11 protein-coding genes and 1 tRNA gene are annotated in these 17,260 nt (G+C 64.9%); 10 read left to right on the plus strand and 2 right to left on the minus strand.

What is annotated here, in order from left to right; genetic code table 11:
• The first annotated feature begins 57 nt into the window (after positions 1–57).
• The 7 genes from rpoC to HH800_RS17570 all read left to right on the plus strand — a co-directional run bounded on the left by rpoC (position 58) and on the right by HH800_RS17570 (position 12,121).
• Positions 58–4,314, plus strand: a complete 4,257-nt coding sequence (rpoC, locus tag HH800_RS17540) for a DNA-directed RNA polymerase subunit beta' (RefSeq protein WP_004208472.1) — start codon at positions 58–60, stop codon at positions 4,312–4,314.
• A 243-nt stretch (positions 4,315–4,557) separates the two neighbouring features.
• Positions 4,558–4,631: transfer RNA gene (locus HH800_RS17545), tRNA-Gln, on the plus strand.
• A 51-nt stretch (positions 4,632–4,682) separates the two neighbouring features.
• A complete protein-coding gene (locus tag HH800_RS17550; protein ID WP_010338107.1) occupies positions 4,683–5,333 on the plus strand; it encodes a TetR/AcrR family transcriptional regulator in 651 nt (216 codons plus the stop codon).
• Between the two features lie 388 nt (positions 5,334–5,721).
• A complete protein-coding gene (locus HH800_RS17555; protein WP_169861866.1) occupies positions 5,722–6,135 on the plus strand; it encodes a hypothetical protein in 414 nt (137 codons plus the stop codon).
• A gap of 3 nt (positions 6,136–6,138) precedes the next feature.
• Complete coding sequence (locus tag HH800_RS17560) at positions 6,139–7,401, plus strand: efflux RND transporter periplasmic adaptor subunit (RefSeq protein WP_169861867.1); 1,263 nt, start codon at positions 6,139–6,141, stop codon at positions 7,399–7,401.
• A gap of 113 nt (positions 7,402–7,514) precedes the next feature.
• On the plus strand, positions 7,515–10,703 hold the full coding sequence (locus HH800_RS17565; protein WP_169861868.1) for an efflux RND transporter permease subunit: 3,189 nt from the start codon (positions 7,515–7,517) through the stop codon (positions 10,701–10,703).
• Between the two features lie 11 nt (positions 10,704–10,714).
• Positions 10,715–12,121, plus strand: a complete 1,407-nt coding sequence (locus tag HH800_RS17570) for an efflux transporter outer membrane subunit (RefSeq protein ID WP_169861869.1) — start codon at positions 10,715–10,717, stop codon at positions 12,119–12,121.
• A gap of 39 nt (positions 12,122–12,160) precedes the next feature.
• Here the strand turns inward: HH800_RS17570 and HH800_RS17575 are convergent, their stop codons facing one another.
• Positions 12,161–12,754: a nitroreductase family protein gene (locus HH800_RS17575; protein WP_037522043.1), complete on the minus strand. Its 594-nt coding sequence runs from the start codon at positions 12,752–12,754 to the stop codon at positions 12,161–12,163.
• Between the two features lie 123 nt (positions 12,755–12,877).
• On the minus strand, positions 12,878–13,045 hold the full coding sequence (locus HH800_RS17580; protein WP_164488896.1) for a hypothetical protein: 168 nt from the start codon (positions 13,043–13,045) through the stop codon (positions 12,878–12,880).
• A 340-nt stretch (positions 13,046–13,385) separates the two neighbouring features.
• On the opposite strand from HH800_RS17580, the gene kdpF reads away from it, so the two are divergent.
• The 3 genes from kdpF to kdpB are packed head-to-tail and all read left to right on the plus strand — an operon-like array spanning position 13,386 to position 17,252.
• Complete coding sequence (gene kdpF / locus HH800_RS17585) at positions 13,386–13,475, plus strand: K(+)-transporting ATPase subunit F (protein ID WP_004208480.1); 90 nt, start codon at positions 13,386–13,388, stop codon at positions 13,473–13,475.
• A gap of 12 nt (positions 13,476–13,487) precedes the next feature.
• Positions 13,488–15,191, plus strand: coding sequence for a potassium-transporting ATPase subunit KdpA (gene kdpA, locus HH800_RS17590; protein ID WP_169861870.1), 1,704 nt, complete (start codon positions 13,488–13,490; stop codon positions 15,189–15,191).
• A 12-nt stretch (positions 15,192–15,203) separates the two neighbouring features.
• The gene (kdpB, locus tag HH800_RS17595; RefSeq protein WP_169861871.1) at positions 15,204–17,252 is read left to right on the plus strand and encodes a potassium-transporting ATPase subunit KdpB; all 2,049 of its coding nucleotides are present in this window, start codon (positions 15,204–15,206) and stop codon (positions 17,250–17,252) included.
• Positions 17,253–17,260 lie beyond the last annotated feature (8 nt).

Genomic DNA, 17,260 nt, shown 5'->3' on the forward strand with positions numbered 1-17,260 from the left:
GCAGCGCCCCCTCCCCTTCTTCGCCCGAAAATTACACCCTCTAGAGGGACTTGAGATATGAACGAACTGACGAACTTCGCCAATCCGATCCAGAAGCCGGAAACCTTCGACCAGATCCAGATTGGCCTCGCCTCCCCGGAGCGCATCCGCAGCTGGTCCTTTGGCGAAATCAAGAAGCCGGAAACCATCAACTATCGCACGTTCAAGCCCGAGCGTGACGGCCTGTTCTGCGCCCGCATCTTTGGTCCGATCAAGGACTATGAGTGCCTGTGCGGCAAGTACAAGCGCATGAAGTATAAGGGCATCGTCTGCGAAAAGTGCGGCGTGGAAGTGACCGTGTCGAAGGTCCGCCGCGAGCGCATGGGCCATATCGAACTGGCCGCGCCGGTTGCCCACATCTGGTTCCTGAAGTCGCTGCCCTCGCGCATCGGCCTGCTGCTCGACATGCAGCTCAAGCAGCTTGAGCGCGTCCTCTATTTCGAAAGCTATATCGTCACCGAGCCGGGCCTGACCCCGCTGGAGAAATATCAGCTTCTGACCGAGGACGAACTGCTCGACGCGCAGGACGAATATGGCGAGGACGCCTTCTCGGCCGGCATCGGCGCCGAAGCCGTCAAGCAGATGCTGATGGATCTCGACCTGGAAGGCGAGAAGCAGGCGCTGCTGGACGAACTGGCCGTCACCAAGTCGGAACTGAAGCCCAAGAAGATCATCAAGCGCCTGAAGGTCGTCGAGAGCTTCCTGGAATCGGGCAACCGCCCCGAATGGATGATCCTGGACGTCGTGCCGGTCATCCCGCCGGAACTGCGCCCGCTGGTGCCGCTGGACGGTGGCCGCTTCGCGACCTCGGATCTCAACGATCTGTATCGCCGCGTCATCAACCGCAACAACCGCCTGAAGCGCCTGATGGAGCTGCGTGCGCCGGACATCATCGTCCGCAACGAAAAGCGCATGCTGCAGGAAGCCGTCGACGCCCTGTTCGATAACGGCCGCCGCGGTCGCGTCATCACCGGTGCCAACAAGCGTCCGCTCAAGTCGCTGTCCGACATGCTCAAGGGCAAGCAGGGCCGCTTCCGTCAGAACCTGCTCGGCAAGCGCGTCGACTATTCGGGCCGTTCGGTCATCGTGACCGGTCCGGAACTCAAGCTGCATCAGTGCGGCCTGCCCAAGAAGATGGCGCTCGAACTGTTCAAGCCCTTCATCTACGCCCGCCTCGACGCCAAGGGTCTGTCCATGACCCTGAAGCAGGCCAAGAAGTGGGTCGAAAAGGAGCGCAAGGAAGTCTGGGACATCCTCGACGAAGTCATTCGCGAGCACCCGGTCATGCTGAACCGCGCGCCGACGCTCCACCGCCTCGGCATCCAGGCGTTCGAGCCCGTGCTGATCGAAGGCAAGGCGATCCAGCTGCACCCGCTCGTCTGCTCGGCCTTCAACGCCGACTTCGACGGTGACCAGATGGCCGTCCACGTTCCGCTCTCGCTGGAAGCCCAGCTGGAAGCGCGCGTGCTGATGATGTCGACCAACAACATCCTGTCGCCCGCCAACGGCAAGCCGATCATCGTTCCCTCGCAGGACATGGTCCTGGGTATCTATTACCTGTCGATGGAACGCGAAGGCGAGCCGGGCGAAGGCATGCTGCTGTCCGACATGCAGGAGGTCCATCAGGCCCTCTATGCCAAGGCGGTCACCCTGCACTCGAAGATCATCAGCCGCGTGCCGCAGACCGACGAAAATGGTCAGCAGTATATGAAGCGCTTCGAGACCACGCCGGGTCGCATGCTGCTGGGCGAATGCCTGCCCAAGTCGCACAAGGTGCCCTTCGACGTCGTCAACCGCCTTCTGACCAAGAAGGAAATCGGTGACGTCATCGACCAGGTCTATCGTCACACCGGCCAGAAGGACACGGTGCTGTTCGCCGACGCCATCATGTCGCTGGGCTTCCGCCACGCTTTCCAGGCCGGCATCAGCTTCGGCAAGGACGACATGGTCATCCCCGACAGCAAGGTGACGATGGTCGACGAGACCAAGGCACTGGTGGCGGATTATGAGCAGCAGTATCAGGACGGTCTGATCACGCAGCAGGAAAAGTACAACAAGGTGATCGACGCCTGGAGCCGTTGCGGCGACCAAGTCGCGAACGCCATGATGGACGAGATCCGTGCCCAGCCCAAGGATCCCAAGACCGGCCGTCTGGCGCCGATCAACTCGATCTACATGATGGCGCATTCGGGTGCCCGTGGTTCGCAGGCCCAGATGAAGCAGCTGGCCGGCATGCGCGGCCTGATGGCCAAGCCGTCGGGCGAGATCATCGAAACGCCGATCATCTCGAACTTCAAGGAAGGCCTGACCGTTCTTGAATATTTCAACTCGACCCACGGTGCCCGTAAGGGTCTGGCCGACACCGCGCTCAAGACGGCGAACTCGGGTTACCTGACCCGCCGTCTGGTCGACGTGTCGCAGGACTGCACCATCGTCGAGGACGATTGCGGCACCGAAAAGGCGCTGGAGATGAAGGCCATCGTACAGGGTGGTTCGGTCATCGCCTCGCTGGGCGAACGCATTCTGGGCCGTACCACGGCGCAGGATATCGTCGACAGCAAGGATGGCACCGTCATCATCCCGATCGGCACCCTGCTGGACGAAGCCATGATCACCCAGATCGAGGCGATCGGCACGCAGGCCGTGAAGATCCGCAGCCCGCTGATCTGCGAAAGCCGGATGGGCGTTTGCGGCAAGTGCTACGGCCGTGACCTCGCCCGTGGTACGCCGGTGAACATCGGTGAAGCCGTCGGCGTCATCGCGGCGCAGTCCATCGGTGAACCGGGCACGCAGCTGACCATGCGTACCTTCCACATCGGCGGCGCGGCGAACTTCAACGAAACGTCGAACCTGGAAGCCCTGTCGGACGGCACGATCGAGCTGCGCGACATGCCGACCATCACCGACAAGAATGGTCGCCGCCTGTCGCTGGCCCGTAACGGCGAAGTCGCGATCATCGACAGCGAAGGTCGCGAACGCGAAACGCACCGCCTGCCTTATGGCGCCACCATCCTGTTCGCAGATGGCGATGCCGTGAAGAAGGGCGATCGCTTCGCCGAGTGGGATCCGTTCACCATGCCGGTGATCACGGAAAAGCCGGGTATCGTTAAGTATGTCGACCTGATCGACAACAAGACGCTGACCGAACAGACCGACGAAGCCACCGGCATCGCACAGCGCGTTGTCATCGAGCATCGTGGTGCCGCCCGGACGAAGGAAGATCTGCGTCCGCGTCTGACCCTGATGGACGACAATAGCGGTGAAGCCGCCCGCTATATGCTGGCGGTCGGTGCGACCCTGTCGGTCGACGATGGTGCGGAAGTTCAGGCCGGTGACGTGCTGGCGCGTGTCAGCCGTGAAGCGGCCAAGACCCGCGACATCACCGGTGGTCTGCCGCGCGTTGCCGAGCTGTTCGAAGCCCGCAAGCCCAAGGACAATGCGATCATTGCCAAGGTCTCGGGCCGCGTGCAGTTCCTCAAGGACTATAAGGCGAAGCGCAAGATCGCCATCAATCCCGAGGATGGCGGCGAGCCGGTCGAATATCTGATCCCCAAGAGCAAGGTGATCGACGTTCAGGAAGGCGACTATGTGAAGCGTGGCGACAACCTGATCGGTGGTTCGCCCGATCCGCACGACATTCTGGAAGTGCTCGGCATCGAGCCGCTGGCCGAATATCTGGTCGCCGAAATCCAGGAAGTCTATCGCTTGCAGGGCGTGAAGATCAACGACAAGCACATCGAGACGATCGTTCGTCAGATGCTGCAGAAGGTCGAGATCATCGAGTCCGGCGACACCACCCTGCTGGTAGGCGAGCAGGTCGACCGCGAGGAAATGGACGAGATCAACAGCAAGCTGCAGCCGGGCTTCGCCCCCGCTGCCGGCAAGCCGGTGCTGCTCGGCATCACCAAGGCCTCGCTGCAGACCCGTTCGTTCATCTCGGCGGCATCCTTCCAGGAAACCACCCGCGTCCTCACCGAAGCGGCGGTCCAGGGCAAGAAGGACACGCTGGTTGGCCTGAAGGAAAACGTCATCGTCGGCCGCCTCATCCCGGCGGGCACCGGTGCCGGCATGAACCGCCTGCGCGTTGCCGCCTCGTCGCGTGACGCGGCGATGCGGGCCGCGCTGCGCGCTTCGGCCCAGGTCGACCTGATCGCGCCGAAGAGCGCGGCCGAGGAACATGCGGCCGAACTGGCCCAGGGTCCGGAAGCAGCGATCGGCGACGATCCGCTGGGTGCCGTGCAGGGTGATGATTTCACCACGCAGGACATGGACTGACTTTGAAAAGACGGGAGCCGCTTCCTACATCGGAAGTGGCTCCCAGCCCGGTTTTGAGAGAGACCGACATATTGCCCGCCGGATCAGCGATGATCCGGCGGGCTTTTCTTTGTCCGGCGAAGGCAGCCGGTCGGCGATCGGAATGATCGACAAAAAACTGCGGAAAGGCTGCATAAAGCGCTTGACCGACTCTGAATCCCCGCCTATCTGCGGCCTCCCAAGCGGGGCAAGCCCTGCTGATGATGCCCGATCCTCTAATGGTAAGAGAGCGGACTCTGACTCCGTCAATCAAGGTTCGAATCCTTGTCGGGCATCCAACACTTCCCCCCATCAGATAAGAGCTGACCAGCAATGATGTCGCGCGCCCTATGGACGTCGGCGGCCATCATCCCTATATACCGGTCGGTATGGAAATCACGGCAACACAGAGTGGCAGGGGCCGCCCGCGGGAGTTCGATCCCGAGGAAGCCCTGGCGGCTGCGCTTCAGGTCTTCTGGCGGCGCGGCTATGAAGGCGCGTCGCTGGCGGAACTGACCGAAGCGATGGGCATCACCAAGCCCAGCCTCTATGCCTGTTTCGGCAACAAGGAGGCCCTGTTCCGCAAGGCGCTCGACCTCTATGAGCGCGACAAGCTCTGTTATGTGAAGTCGTCGCTGGAGGCACCGACCGCTAAGGCCGTGGCCGAGCGCATGCTGCGCGGATCGCTGGCGATCCAGACCGGCAACAAAGATCCCCAGGGATGCATGGGCGTCATCAGTTCGGTCGGCGGCACCGCCCATTCCGAATGTATCCGCGATGAGGTATTGGCCCGTCGCGCCTCGTCCGACCGCGCCCTGCTCGACCGGTTCGAACGCGCCCAGGCAGAGGGCGACCTGCCCGCCGGAGTCGAGCCCCAGGCGCTCGCCTGTTACCTCTCGACCGTGATCCAGGGCATGGCCGTGCAGGCCGGTGCCGGTGTGCCGCGCGATCGGCTGGAACAGCTGATCGACACCACCCTCACCATGTGGCCCAGCAAATAACGGAATTTATTTCCCTTTTGCGCGCGCCCACCCCTTGAAATTGCCGCACTGCAAATAAAATACCTCCCGGTACAAAAAGACGGTTGACGGGACAGCTCCCGTTAATATATACCATGCGGTACACAATGATGCTGGGTGTGTAGCCCAGGGAGGTCATCATGCAGCAATTCCACCATCGGCGCTGTCGACGATAGCGTCACCTAAAGGGGCGGTTTCCCGGTAACGGGTTCCTCCTGATTCACCATCTTTGCGCCCTCTTCGCGACGGTTTGTGCCGTTCGCGCCGCAAGGACGCATGCCCGCATCTTCGGGCGCTTATTTCGGGACGCGATCCGCGCTTTTCCGCGCGCGGACGTGTGCCCGCTTCAGACAGCAGGAAGGAACAGGCCATGGCTTTCCTTGATTTCGCCCAGGCACTTGCCGGTCCGCAGATGGCGGTCGGCGCCGCCCGCCCCGCCCCAGCCGCGCCCGCCATCAGTGTCGAGGCCCAGGCGACCAGCTTTTCCGCCCAGGAATGGCAGATCGTCGACCTCGCCCGCACCGACGGCTTGCGCTCGCTGCGCGGCCCCGGTTCTTTCGCCCGTCTGCGCAAGTGGATCTGGGGCGAGGAACATAGCCCAACCCTGGCCAGCGAACGGCTGGAAGCGCTGCGCCGCCTGGCCGTCGAGGCCTGGCACAAGGGCTATGCCGTGTCGCTTTCCGCCCTCGCCGCCTTCCGCGCGGCCGGATTTTCCACCGCGCAGCTCGAATTGCTGCTCGCCACCATCAGCGCGGGTCGCACCGCCCGCGTCCCCCGGAGCTAATCCATGAACCAGTTCACCAAGATCACAGCCGACGGCACCGCGTCGGACATTCACGCGCCACCAGGAAGCCGATGGTCGCGCAAGCATGGCGGCATCGCCGCCGTCGCGCTCATCGCCTTGTTCGGCATCGGCTGGAAGCTGGTCGACCGCCCGTCGGCCCAGGCCGCGGCCGCCCCGCTGGCGGCGGTCGGCGTTTCCGCGCCGCTCGCCCGCGGCGTGACGCAGTGGGATGACTATGTCGGCCGCTTCGCCCCCAGCCAGACGGTCGAGATCCGCCCCCGCGTATCGGGCGCGGTGACCGCCATCCACTTCCGTGACGGCGACTTCGTCCGTCAGGGGCAGTTGCTCTTCACCATCGATCAGCGCCCGTTCCAGGCCGCTCTGGCCGAAGCGCGGGCCAGCGTCGCCTCGGCCCGAAGCGCGCTGCTGCTGGCCCAGAATGACTATGGTCGCGTTCAGCGGCTGACCGGCGACGAAGCCGTGTCGGCCAGCGAAGTGGACTCGCTTCGCTCGCGTCTGCAGGCGGCGCAGGCCGCATTGGCTGGCGCGCAGGCGCGCGAACGCAGCCGGGCGCTGGACGTCGAGTTCACCCAGGTGCGTGCGCCGATTTCCGGCCGCGTGTCGGATCGCCGCGTCGACATCGGCAATCTGGTTTCGGGCGGCGAAGGCAGCACCGCGTCGCTGCTGACCACTGTCAACAAGCTCGACCCCATCTACTTCAACTTCGATGCGTCCGAAGCGCTCTACCTCAAGTCGCAGCGCGACAAGGAGAATGGCGGCGCGGTGGAAGTGCGATTGCAGGATGAGGCGGACTATAACCACAAGGGCCGGCTCGACTTCACCGACAATGGGCTCGATCCCCGGTCGGGCACGATCCGCATCCGCGCAGTCTTCGACAATCCGGGCAATTTCCTGACCCCCGGCCTGTTCGGCAATATGCGCCTGGCCAATGGCGGCAAGGCCAATGCCCTGCTGGTCCCGGACGAGGCGATCCAGTCCGACCAGGCACGCAAGACCGTGCTGGTGGTGGACAAGGATGACAGCGTCGCGGTGAAGCCGGTCGAGCTTGGCCCGATCGTCGACGGGCTGCGCATCATCCGCAGCGGCCTCGATCCCAGGGACCGGGTAGTCGTGACCAATCTCCAGGCAGCGATGCCCGGTGCCAAGGTTGCGGTGAAGCCGGCCCGGATCACTCCGACCCCGGCGCCGGTCACCCCGGTCGACAGCGCTGCCCCGGTCGCCGCTCAGGCCACCTTCGCCCGGTAAGCACAGACCCCACCCTTCACACGGGTGGGGTCGATCAAACGAAATCCCAAGCCCGTGATCCGGCCTAGCCGGATCGCGCGGTATCCCTTTCGCCTTTCGCAAAGGACTATCCGATGCGTTTCTCCCGTTTCTTCATCGACCGGCCGATCTTTGCCGCCGTCATCGCGGTGGTCATCACCGTGGTCGGTGCGCTCGCCTTCGTCGGCCTGCCGGTGTCCCAATATCCCGACATCGTGCCGCCCACGGTCACCGTGTCCGCCCAATATCCCGGCGCATCGGCCGAAACGGTCGCGTCGACCGTGGCCGCGCCGATCGAACAGGAAATCAACGGCGTCGACGACATGCTCTATCAGAGCAGCCAGTCGACGGGCGACGGCAAGGTCGTCATCACCGTCACCTTCAAGATCGGCACCGACCTGGATGCCGCGCAGGTGCTGGTGCAGAACCGCGTCGCCGTCGCCATCCCCCGCCTGCCCGAAGAGGTACAGCGGCTGGGCGTCGTGACGCGCAAGACCACGCCCGAATTCCTGATGGTCGTGAATTTGCAGTCGCCCGACGGCACTTATGATCGCGACTATATCTCCAACTATGCCCTGACCCAGGTACGCGACAGACTGGCTCGTCTGGATGGCGTGGGCGACGTGCAGCTGTTCGGTTCGCGCGATTATGCGATGCGCATCTGGATCGATCCCGATCGTGCCGCCGCGCTGGACCTGACTGCCGGCGAGATCGTCTCGGCGCTCCGCGCACAGAATGTCCAGGTATCGGCCGGTTCGATCGGCCAGCCACCCTATGACCGGGGCGAGGCCTTCCAGCTTGGCGTCGAGATGCAGGGCCGCCTGACCACGCCCGATCAGTTTTCCGACATCGTCATCCGTTCCGACGCCGATGGCCACCAGGTGCTCGTGCGCGATGTCGCCCGCGTCGAGCTGGGCGCGCAGGATTATGGCACCAACACCTATCTCAGCAACAAGCCGACGGTCGTCATCGCGACGATGCAGCGCCCCGGCTCCAACGCGCTCGACGCGGCGGAGAAGGTCAAGGCGGAGATGGAGCAACTGTCCAAGCGCTTCCCCAAGGGCCTGGAATATAGCATCATCTACAACCCCACCGAATTCATCAGCCAGTCGATCGACGCCGTCTATCACACGCTGTTCGAAGCGGTGATCCTCGTCGTCATCGTCATCCTCATCTTCCTGCAGAACTGGCGCGCGGCGGTCATCCCGATCATCGCGATCCCGGTCTCGCTGATCGGCACGGCAACGATGCTGGCTGCGGTCGGATACTCGCTCAATAACCTGTCGCTGTTCGGCCTGGTGCTGGCGATCGGCATCGTCGTCGATGACGCGATCGTCGTGGTCGAGAATGTCGAACGCAATATCGAAAATGGCATGAGCCCGCTGCAGGCGGCGCGCGTGTCGATGGACGAAGTGTCGACCGCGCTGATCGCGATCGTGCTGGTGCTGTGCGCCGTGTTCGTGCCGACTTTGTTCATCACCGGCATTTCCGGTGCCTTCTACCAGCAGTTCGCGGTCACCATCTCGACCGCGACGGTCATCTCGCTGATCCTTTCGCTCACCCTGTCGCCGGCTGCAGCCGCCCTGCTGCTGAAGCCCAAACATGGAGCCCATGACCTCGACAATGCGCCGCGCTGGCGCCAGGTCGCGGCCAAGGCGGCGGATCGCTTCAACCAGGGCTTTGATCGGATGAGCGCGGGCTATGCGCGCCTCACCCGCTTCCTTGTCGCCCGGCCCAAGAAGATGCTGCTGACCTATGCCGGCCTGATCGCCGCCACCATCGCCCTGTTCTGGGTAACGCCCGGCGGCTTCATCCCGGCGCAGGACCAGGGTTATTTCCTGGCCGTCGTCCAGCTGCCTTCGGGCGCGTCGCTGGAGCGCACCGACAAGGTGACGCGCGAGGTCGCGGCGAAGATCCTGCCGATCAAGGGCCTGCGCGGCGCGGTGATGTTCGCCGGCTTCCACGGCCCGTCGCAGACGCAGGCGCCCAACAGCGCGGCGATCTACTTCCCGTTCAAGAGCTTTGCCGAACGCAAGGCGGAAGGCGCCACCTATGCCGGAATCATGGATCAGGCGAACAAGGCGGTTGCGGGCTATGACAAGGCGCGCATCCTGCTGGTGCCGCCGCCGCTGATCCAGGGCATCGGCTCGGCCGGTGGCTATCGCCTGATGCTGGAGGACCGGGAGGATCGCGGCTATGCGGAACTCAACAAGGTCGCCGGCGAACTGATCGGCAAGGCCAATCAGAGCCCCAGCCTGGCGCAGGTCTACACCCTGTTCGACGTCGGCACCCCGCGCATCTTCGCGGATGTCGATCGCCGCAAGGCCGATCTGCTGGGCGTGCCGCCAGAACGCGTGTTCGAAGCGATGCAGGTCTATCTCGGCTCTGCCTTCGTCAACGACTTCAACCTGCTCGGCCGCACCTATCGCGTGACCGCACAGGCCGATGCCGAACATCGCGGCACCGTGGCCGACATCGCCAACCTGAAGACCCGGTCGAACAGCGGCCAGATGGTGCCGATCGGTTCGGTCTCCACCTTCCGCGACAAGACCGGCCCCTATCGCGTGGTTCGCTATAATTTGCTGCCCGCGGTGGAAATCGATGGCGACACGGCGCCGGGCTATTCGTCGGGCCAGTCACTGAGCACGATGGAGAAGCTCGCCGACGCCGCCCCTGCCGGCTATGCCAGCGAATGGACCGGCGTTGCCTATCAGCAGATCAGTGCCGGCAACACCGCAGGCATCGTCTTCGGCATGGCGGTCTTCTTCGTCTTCCTGGTGCTGGCGGCGCAATATGAAAGCCTGACCTTGCCGCTGTCGATCATCCTGATCGTGCCAATGTGCCTGTTCGCGGCCATGCTGGGCGTGAACCTGCGCGGGATGGATAATAATATCCTGACGCAGATCGGTCTGGTCGTGCTGATCGCCCTTGCCGCGAAGAACGCCATCCTGGTGGTCGAATTCGCCAAGCAGGCGGAAGAGGAACAGGGGCTGAGCCCGGTCGAGGCCGCGGTTCAGGCGGCGCAAACCCGTCTGCGCCCGATCCTGATGACCAGCTTCGCCTTCATCCTGGGGGCAGTGCCGCTGGTGATCGCCAGCGGGGCCGGTGCGGAACTGCGCCAGGCGCTGGGCACGGCAGTCTTCTTCGGCATGACCGGCGTGACGGCCTTCGGCCTGCTCTTCACCCCCACCTTCTATGTCGTGTGCCGCGCGCTGGGCGATCGTTTCGCCCGCCGCCGGCGCCCGGAGGCTGACGATGCTGCGGCATTGCAGCCGGCCGAATGAGGACAAAAGCCATGACAAGGAACCTGATTGCCCTGTTGCTCGGCGCCAGTGCGCTGACGGCCTGCGCCGCCGGGCCGGATTACAAGGCGCCCGCCACCCCGACGACAGCCGCCGCCCCCTTCATCGGGGCGGCAAGCCCGGCGGTCGCCCAGAGCGCCGCCGACGACCATTGGTGGCGGCTCTATAATGACCCGCTGCTCGACGGACTGGTCGGCGATGCGCTGAAGGCCAATACCGACATCCGCGTCGCCGTCGCCCGGCTGGAACGCGCCCGCGCCCAGTTGCGCGGCGCCCGCTCCGACCGGCTGCCCAGCACCAATATCAGCGGCTCCCCGACCTATGGCCGGGTGTCGCAGGCCCAGACCCTGCCCGGCATGGACCGGGAAAACTGGACCGTCGATATGGGGCTGGACGTCGCCTATGAGGTCGACCTGTTCGGCCGGGTGAAGCGCAGCATAGAGGCCGCGCGCGGCGATGTCGGCGCGGCTGAGGCCGATGCCGATGCGGTCCGCGTTGCCGTGGTCGCCGATACGGTGCGCGCCTATGTCGACGCCACCGCCTCGGCCCAGCGGCTTGCCGTCGCGAAGGAAACGGTCGACCTGCTCGACAAGTCGATCCACATCACCAGCGCCCGCTTCGACGCCGGCCGGTCCGACCGGCTGGACGTGATCCGCGTGACGACCCTGCGCGAACAGCAGCAGGCGCTGATCCCCAATCTGGTCGCGGATCGCAATGCCGCGCTGTTCCGGTTGGCGACGCTGACCGGACGCACGCCGCAGGAGCTACCCGCATCCGTCCAGAACGCGACCGTGACACCGAATGTGACACAGCCGATCCCGGTCGGCGATGGCCAGGCGTTGCTCGCCCGGCGGCCGGACGTGCGCGCGGCCGAACGGCGGCTGGCGGCCGACACGGCGCGGGTCGGCGTGGCCACCGCCGATCTCTATCCGCGCATCACGCTGGGCGGATCGATCGGCACCACGGCGGTCGGCGGCGGCAATCTGTTTGGCGCCGGGCCGCTCAACTTCCTGCTGGGGCCGTTGATCAGCTGGGCCTTCCCCAATCAGGAAGCCAATCGCGCGAAGATCGCGGCAGCCAAGGCGGATGGCGACGCCTCGCTCGCCGCCTTTGACGGCACGGTGCTGCAGGCGCTGGAGGAAACCGAGACGGCGCTGTCCACTTACGCCAATGCGCTGGAACGGCGCGCGACGCTGCAGTCGGCGCGGGACGAGGCAGCACGTGCTGCGCGGATCAGCCTGGCGCGCCAGCGCGAGGGGCAGATCGACTTCCTGACCGTGCTCGACGCGCTGCGCACCCAGGCATCGGCCGACGCGGACCTGGCAACCGCCAATCGCGCCGTCGCCTTTGCTCAGGTGGACCTGTTCCGCGCCCTGGGCGGCGGCTGGACTACCACCTGATACAGAAAAGGGCGGCGTTTCAAAACGCCGCCCTTTTTTTCAGACGATGAAGTTGCCCTGATGGGCGAATGTCTCGATCTCATGCCGGCCGCTCGGCGCCTCGCGCGCCTGCAGCGCTTCGGGCAGGCTGGCCTTGTCACCCTGCCGCCCGATCGCGATCGCCGCCTCGATCCGGAAACGCTCCGGCACCGCCAGTTCGGCGCGCGCCTTGTCGAAATCGACGCCGGTCATCGCATGGGTATGATAGCCAAGCCGCGTCGCTTGGAGCGCCAGCGTCGCCCAGGCCGCACCCGCATCGAAGCTGTGGCTGTGCGAGGGCTTGTAATCTTCCGATCCCGGCGCGGCCATCAGCGTGTCGGAAATGACGAAGACCAGCGCGCCGGCATGCTGCACCCAGCCCTGATTGAACGGAAAGAGCAGGTCGAGGAAGCGCGCCCAGTCGGCGCTGTCGCGATGGGCATAGAGGAAGCGCCAGGGCTGGTAATTGAACGCTGAGGGCGCCCAGCGGGCGGCATCGAACAGCGTATCGATATCTGCCTGGGGGATCGCGGAGCCGTCAAAGGCGCGGGGCGACCAGCGCTCCAGGATCAGCGGATCGACGGGACGGGTAACTTCGCGCGGGCTGGTGGCCATCTGGATCTCCTTCAAGGCGATGACGCGATCGGCGCGCCATGCTGTTGGAAATCTATCTAGCGGATGTTCCGCCGCTGCGAAGAGGCGTTGGACTTTCGCCCTGGAAACACAGGGTTTCCCCGATCAGGCGCAGGCATCCTGCGGCTGGCGTTCGCGATCGCTACGCGACATGGGCGCGCTACGGTCATCGGCATCGCGCTCGAACAGCACGACGGCAGGCTCCCTGAAAAGGGCCTGCGCCAGCCGATCGCGCAGGCGCGTCAACGGTCCGTCCTGATCCTGATAGGCCATATGTGCGTCCTCTCTGCCGACTCGGGCGGCTTATCTACCGATGGTATAGAGAATCGTCCCCCAAGCAATGCTGGCCGTCGCGGTAGAAAAGCTATCCGTCCCGGCCCCTTCGGAAAATCATACGCAAATACTATGCAGCCGCCCCGGCCCGCGTCTCGCATTCAAACGGAAGAGGGGCCTAATCGGGCGCTCGCTAACGACCCGGTCCGCCTCCCGCGGCGGGCGTGATGCGGGAGTTACCCCCATGCAGGATCTCTTGTGGATCGGCATCATCCTGGCGCTCACGGCGGCTAGCCTCGGCTATGTCCGGCTGTGCGGCGACGCCTGAAGGAGGGATGCCATGACCATCGACCTCTGGCTCGCGGCGATCACCGCCGCCGGGCTTCTCGTCTATCTCGTTGCCGTGCTCGCACGGCCTGAACGCTTTTAAGGGGGGCCGCACATGACCTTCCAGGGATGGCTGCTGATCGCGGCCTTTGTCGGCATCTTGCTGGCGCTCACCAAGCCGATGGGCCTGTGGCTGTTCGCCCTTTATGAGGGCCGCCGCACGCCGCTCCATGCTGTGTTCGGCCCGGTCGAGCGGGGCTTCTACAAACTGTCGGGGATTGATCCCGACGCTGAGCAGAGCTGGCGCCGCTACGCGGTTCACATGCTGATCTTCAACGTCGCGCTGCTGCTCTTCACCTATGCGGTGCTGCGCCTGCAGGGGCTGCTGCCGCTCAACCCGCAAGGCTTTGCCGGCACCAGCAGCGACCTCGCCTTCAACACGGCGGTCAGCTTCACCACCAACACCAACTGGCAAAGCTATTCGGGCGAGTCGACCATGTCGAACCTGGCCCAAATGCTAGGCCTCACCATCCACAATTTCCTGTCGGCCGCCACCGGCATTGCCCTCGCTTTCGCCCTGTTCCGTGGCTTTGCCCGGCGCAGCGCATCGACGATCGGCAATTTCTGGGCCGACGTCACCCGCGTGACCCTCTATCTGCTGCTGCCGATCTGCATCGTCTATGCCCTGTTCCTGATCGCGAGCGGCGTGCCGCAGACGCTGGCCGGGTCGGTCGACGTGACCACGCTGGAAGGCGTGAAGCAGACCCTGGCGCTCGGCCCCGTCGCCAGCCAGGAAGCGATCAAGATGCTGGGCACCAATGGCGGCGGCTTCTTCAACGCCAACAGCGCCCATCCCTTCGAGAATCCGACCGCGCTCACCAATCTGGTGCAGATGCTGTCGATCTTCGTGATCGGCTTTGGCCTGACCTGGACCTTCGGCAAGGCTGTCGGCAATCCGCGCCAGGGCTGGGCGATCCTCGCCGCCATGCTGGTGATCTTCCTCGCCGGCGTCACCGTCACCTATTGGCAGGAAGCAGCCGGCAACCCGGTGCTCCACAATCTGGGCGTTGCCGGTGGCAATATGGAGGGCAAGGAAGTCCGCTTCGGCATCGCCGCTTCCGCCCTTTTCTCGGTCGTCACCACGGCGGCAAGCTGCGGCGCGGTCAACGCCATGCATGACAGCTTCACCGCGCTGGGTGGCATGATCCCGCTGTTCAACATCCAGCTGGGCGAAGTCGTGATCGGCGGCGTCGGCGCAGGCATCTACGGCTTCCTGCTGTTTGCCATCCTGGCCGTGTTCGTCGCGGGCCTGATGGTCGGCCGCACGCCGGAATATGTCGGCAAGAAGATCGAGAGCCGCGAAGTCAAGCTGGCCGTGCTCGCCATTGCCGTGCTGCCTTTGATCATCCTGGGCTTCACCGCCATCGCCAGCGTCACCGACGCGGGCCTGGCCGGTCCGCTCAACAAGGGACCGCATGGCTTCAGCGAGATCCTCTACGCCTTCACCAGCGCCGTCGGCAACAATGGCTCGGCCTTTGCCGGCCTGTCGGCCAACAGCCCCTTCTATAACGGGATGCTGGGCGTCGCGATGTGGATCGGCCGCTTCTTCATCATCATTCCCATGCTGGCCATCGCGGGCAGCCTGGCCGCGAAGAAATATACGCCCGAAACCGCCGGCAGCTTCCCCACCACCGGAGCGCTGTGGACCGGTCTGCTGGTCGGCATCGTGCTGATCGTGGGCGGCCTGACCTTCCTGCCCAGCCTCGCCCTTGGCCCCATCGCCGATCATCTCGCGATGATCCGTGGCCAGCTTTTCTAAGGATCCCATGCCATGGCCCGGTCCTCTGACAAATCCGAACAAAAATCGCTCTTCACGGCGGACCTGATCGTCCCGGCTTGTCGAGACGCCTTCCGCAAACTCAATCCCAAGGAACTGATCCGCAACCCGGTGATGTTCACCACCGCGATCGTCGCGGTCCTGCTGACCGTCCTGCTCCTTGTCGGGCAGGACAGCCTGGCCGTCGGCTTCAAGCTGCAACTGGTGATCTGGCTCTGGCTCACGGTCCTCTTCGGCACCTTTGCCGAGGCGCTGGCAGAAGGCCGCGGCAAGGCGCAGGCCGCCTCGCTGCGCGCGACCAAGGCGGACCTGACCGCCAAGCGGCTGAAGGGCCATGGCGAAAGCTATGAAAATGTCGCCGCCAGCGCGCTGAAGCTGGGCGACGTAGTGCTGGTCCAGACCGGCGATCTGATCCCGTCCGATGGCGAAGTCGTCTCCGGCGTCGCCTCCGTCAACGAAGCGGCCATTACCGGCGAATCCGCGCCGGTGATCCGCGAGGCGGGCGGCGACCGTTCGGCCGTGACGGCGGGCACCCGCGTCATTTCCGACGAGATCCGCGTCCGCGTCACCGTCAATCCCGGCCAAGGCTTTCTCGATCGCATGATCGCGCTGGTCGAGGGTGCGGAGCGGCAGAAGACGCCGAACGAGATCGCCCTCACCCTGTTGCTGGTCGGCCTGACCATCATCTTCCTGATCGCGGTCGGCACCATCCCCAGCTTCGCCAGCTATGCCGGCGGCGCCATTCCGGTGGCGATCCTGGCGGCGCTGCTGATTACCCTGATCCCGACCACCATCGCCGCCCTTCTGTCGGCGATCGGCATTGCCGGCATGGACCGTCTGGTGCGCTTCAATGTGCTCGCCAAGTCGGGCCGCGCGGTCGAGGCGGCGGGCGACATCGACGTGCTGCTGCTGGACAAGACCGGCACCATCACCGTGGGTGATCGCCAGGCGACCGAATTCCGTCCGGTTGGCGGTGCCACCCCGGCCCAGCTCGCACAAGCCGCGCTGCTCGCCAGCCTGGCCGACGAGACGCCCGAGGGCCGTTCGATCGTGCTGCTGGCCCGCGAAGGCTTCAACCAGTCGGTAGACGCCCTGCCCGCCAATGCGGAGATCATTCCCTTCACCGCCCAGACCCGGATTTCCGGCGTCATCCTCGACGGATCGACGATCCAGAAGGGGGCGGTGGATTCGGTGCTGAAGGCCAATCCGGGCCTGGGTTCCACCCCGGTCGCCAACGAACTGCGCCGCATCACCGACGAGATCGCCCGTGCCGGCGGCACCCCGCTGGCGGTGGCCAAGGACGGCAAGCTGCTGGGCGCGATCTTCCTCAAGGACATCGTCAAGGCCGGCATCCGGGAACGGTTCGGCGAACTGCGCCAGATGGGCATCCGCACTGTGATGATCACCGGCGACAACCCGCTGACCGCCGCCAGCATCGCGGCCGAGGCCGGGGTCGACGACTTCCTGGCGCAGGCAACGCCGGAAGACAAGCTGGCCCTGATCCGCAAGGAACAGCAAGGCGGTCGCCTGGTCGCGATGTGCGGCGACGGCACCAACGACGCCCCTGCCCTGGCGCAGGCCGATGTCGGCGTCGCCATGAACACCGGGACCCAGGCTGCCCGCGAAGCCGGCAACATGGTCGACCTGGACAGCGATCCGACCAAGCTGATCGAGGTGGTGGGTCTGGGCAAGCAGCTGCTGATGACGCGCGGCGCGCTCACGACCTTCTCGGTCGCCAATGACGTGGCCAAATATTTCGCGATCATCCCGGCCATGTTCGTGGCGCTCTATCCGGGCCTTGGCATCCTCAACGTCATGGGGCTGGCCACGCCGGAAAGCGCGATCCTGTCGGCGATCATCTTCAACGCGCTGATCATTCCCTGTCTGGTGCCGCTGGCGCTCAAGGGCGTGACCTATCGCCCGATCGGCGCCGGTCCGCTGCTGGCCCGCAACCTCGCAATCTATGGCCTGGGTGGCCTGATCGCGCCGTTTGCCGGGATCAAGCTGATCGACCTTGCCGTCAACGGCCTCGGCCTCGCCTGAGGAAGGAC

It is taken from the genome of Sphingobium yanoikuyae, from assembly GCF_013001025.1.
Lineage (GTDB): Bacteria > Pseudomonadota > Alphaproteobacteria > Sphingomonadales > Sphingomonadaceae > Sphingobium > Sphingobium yanoikuyae_A.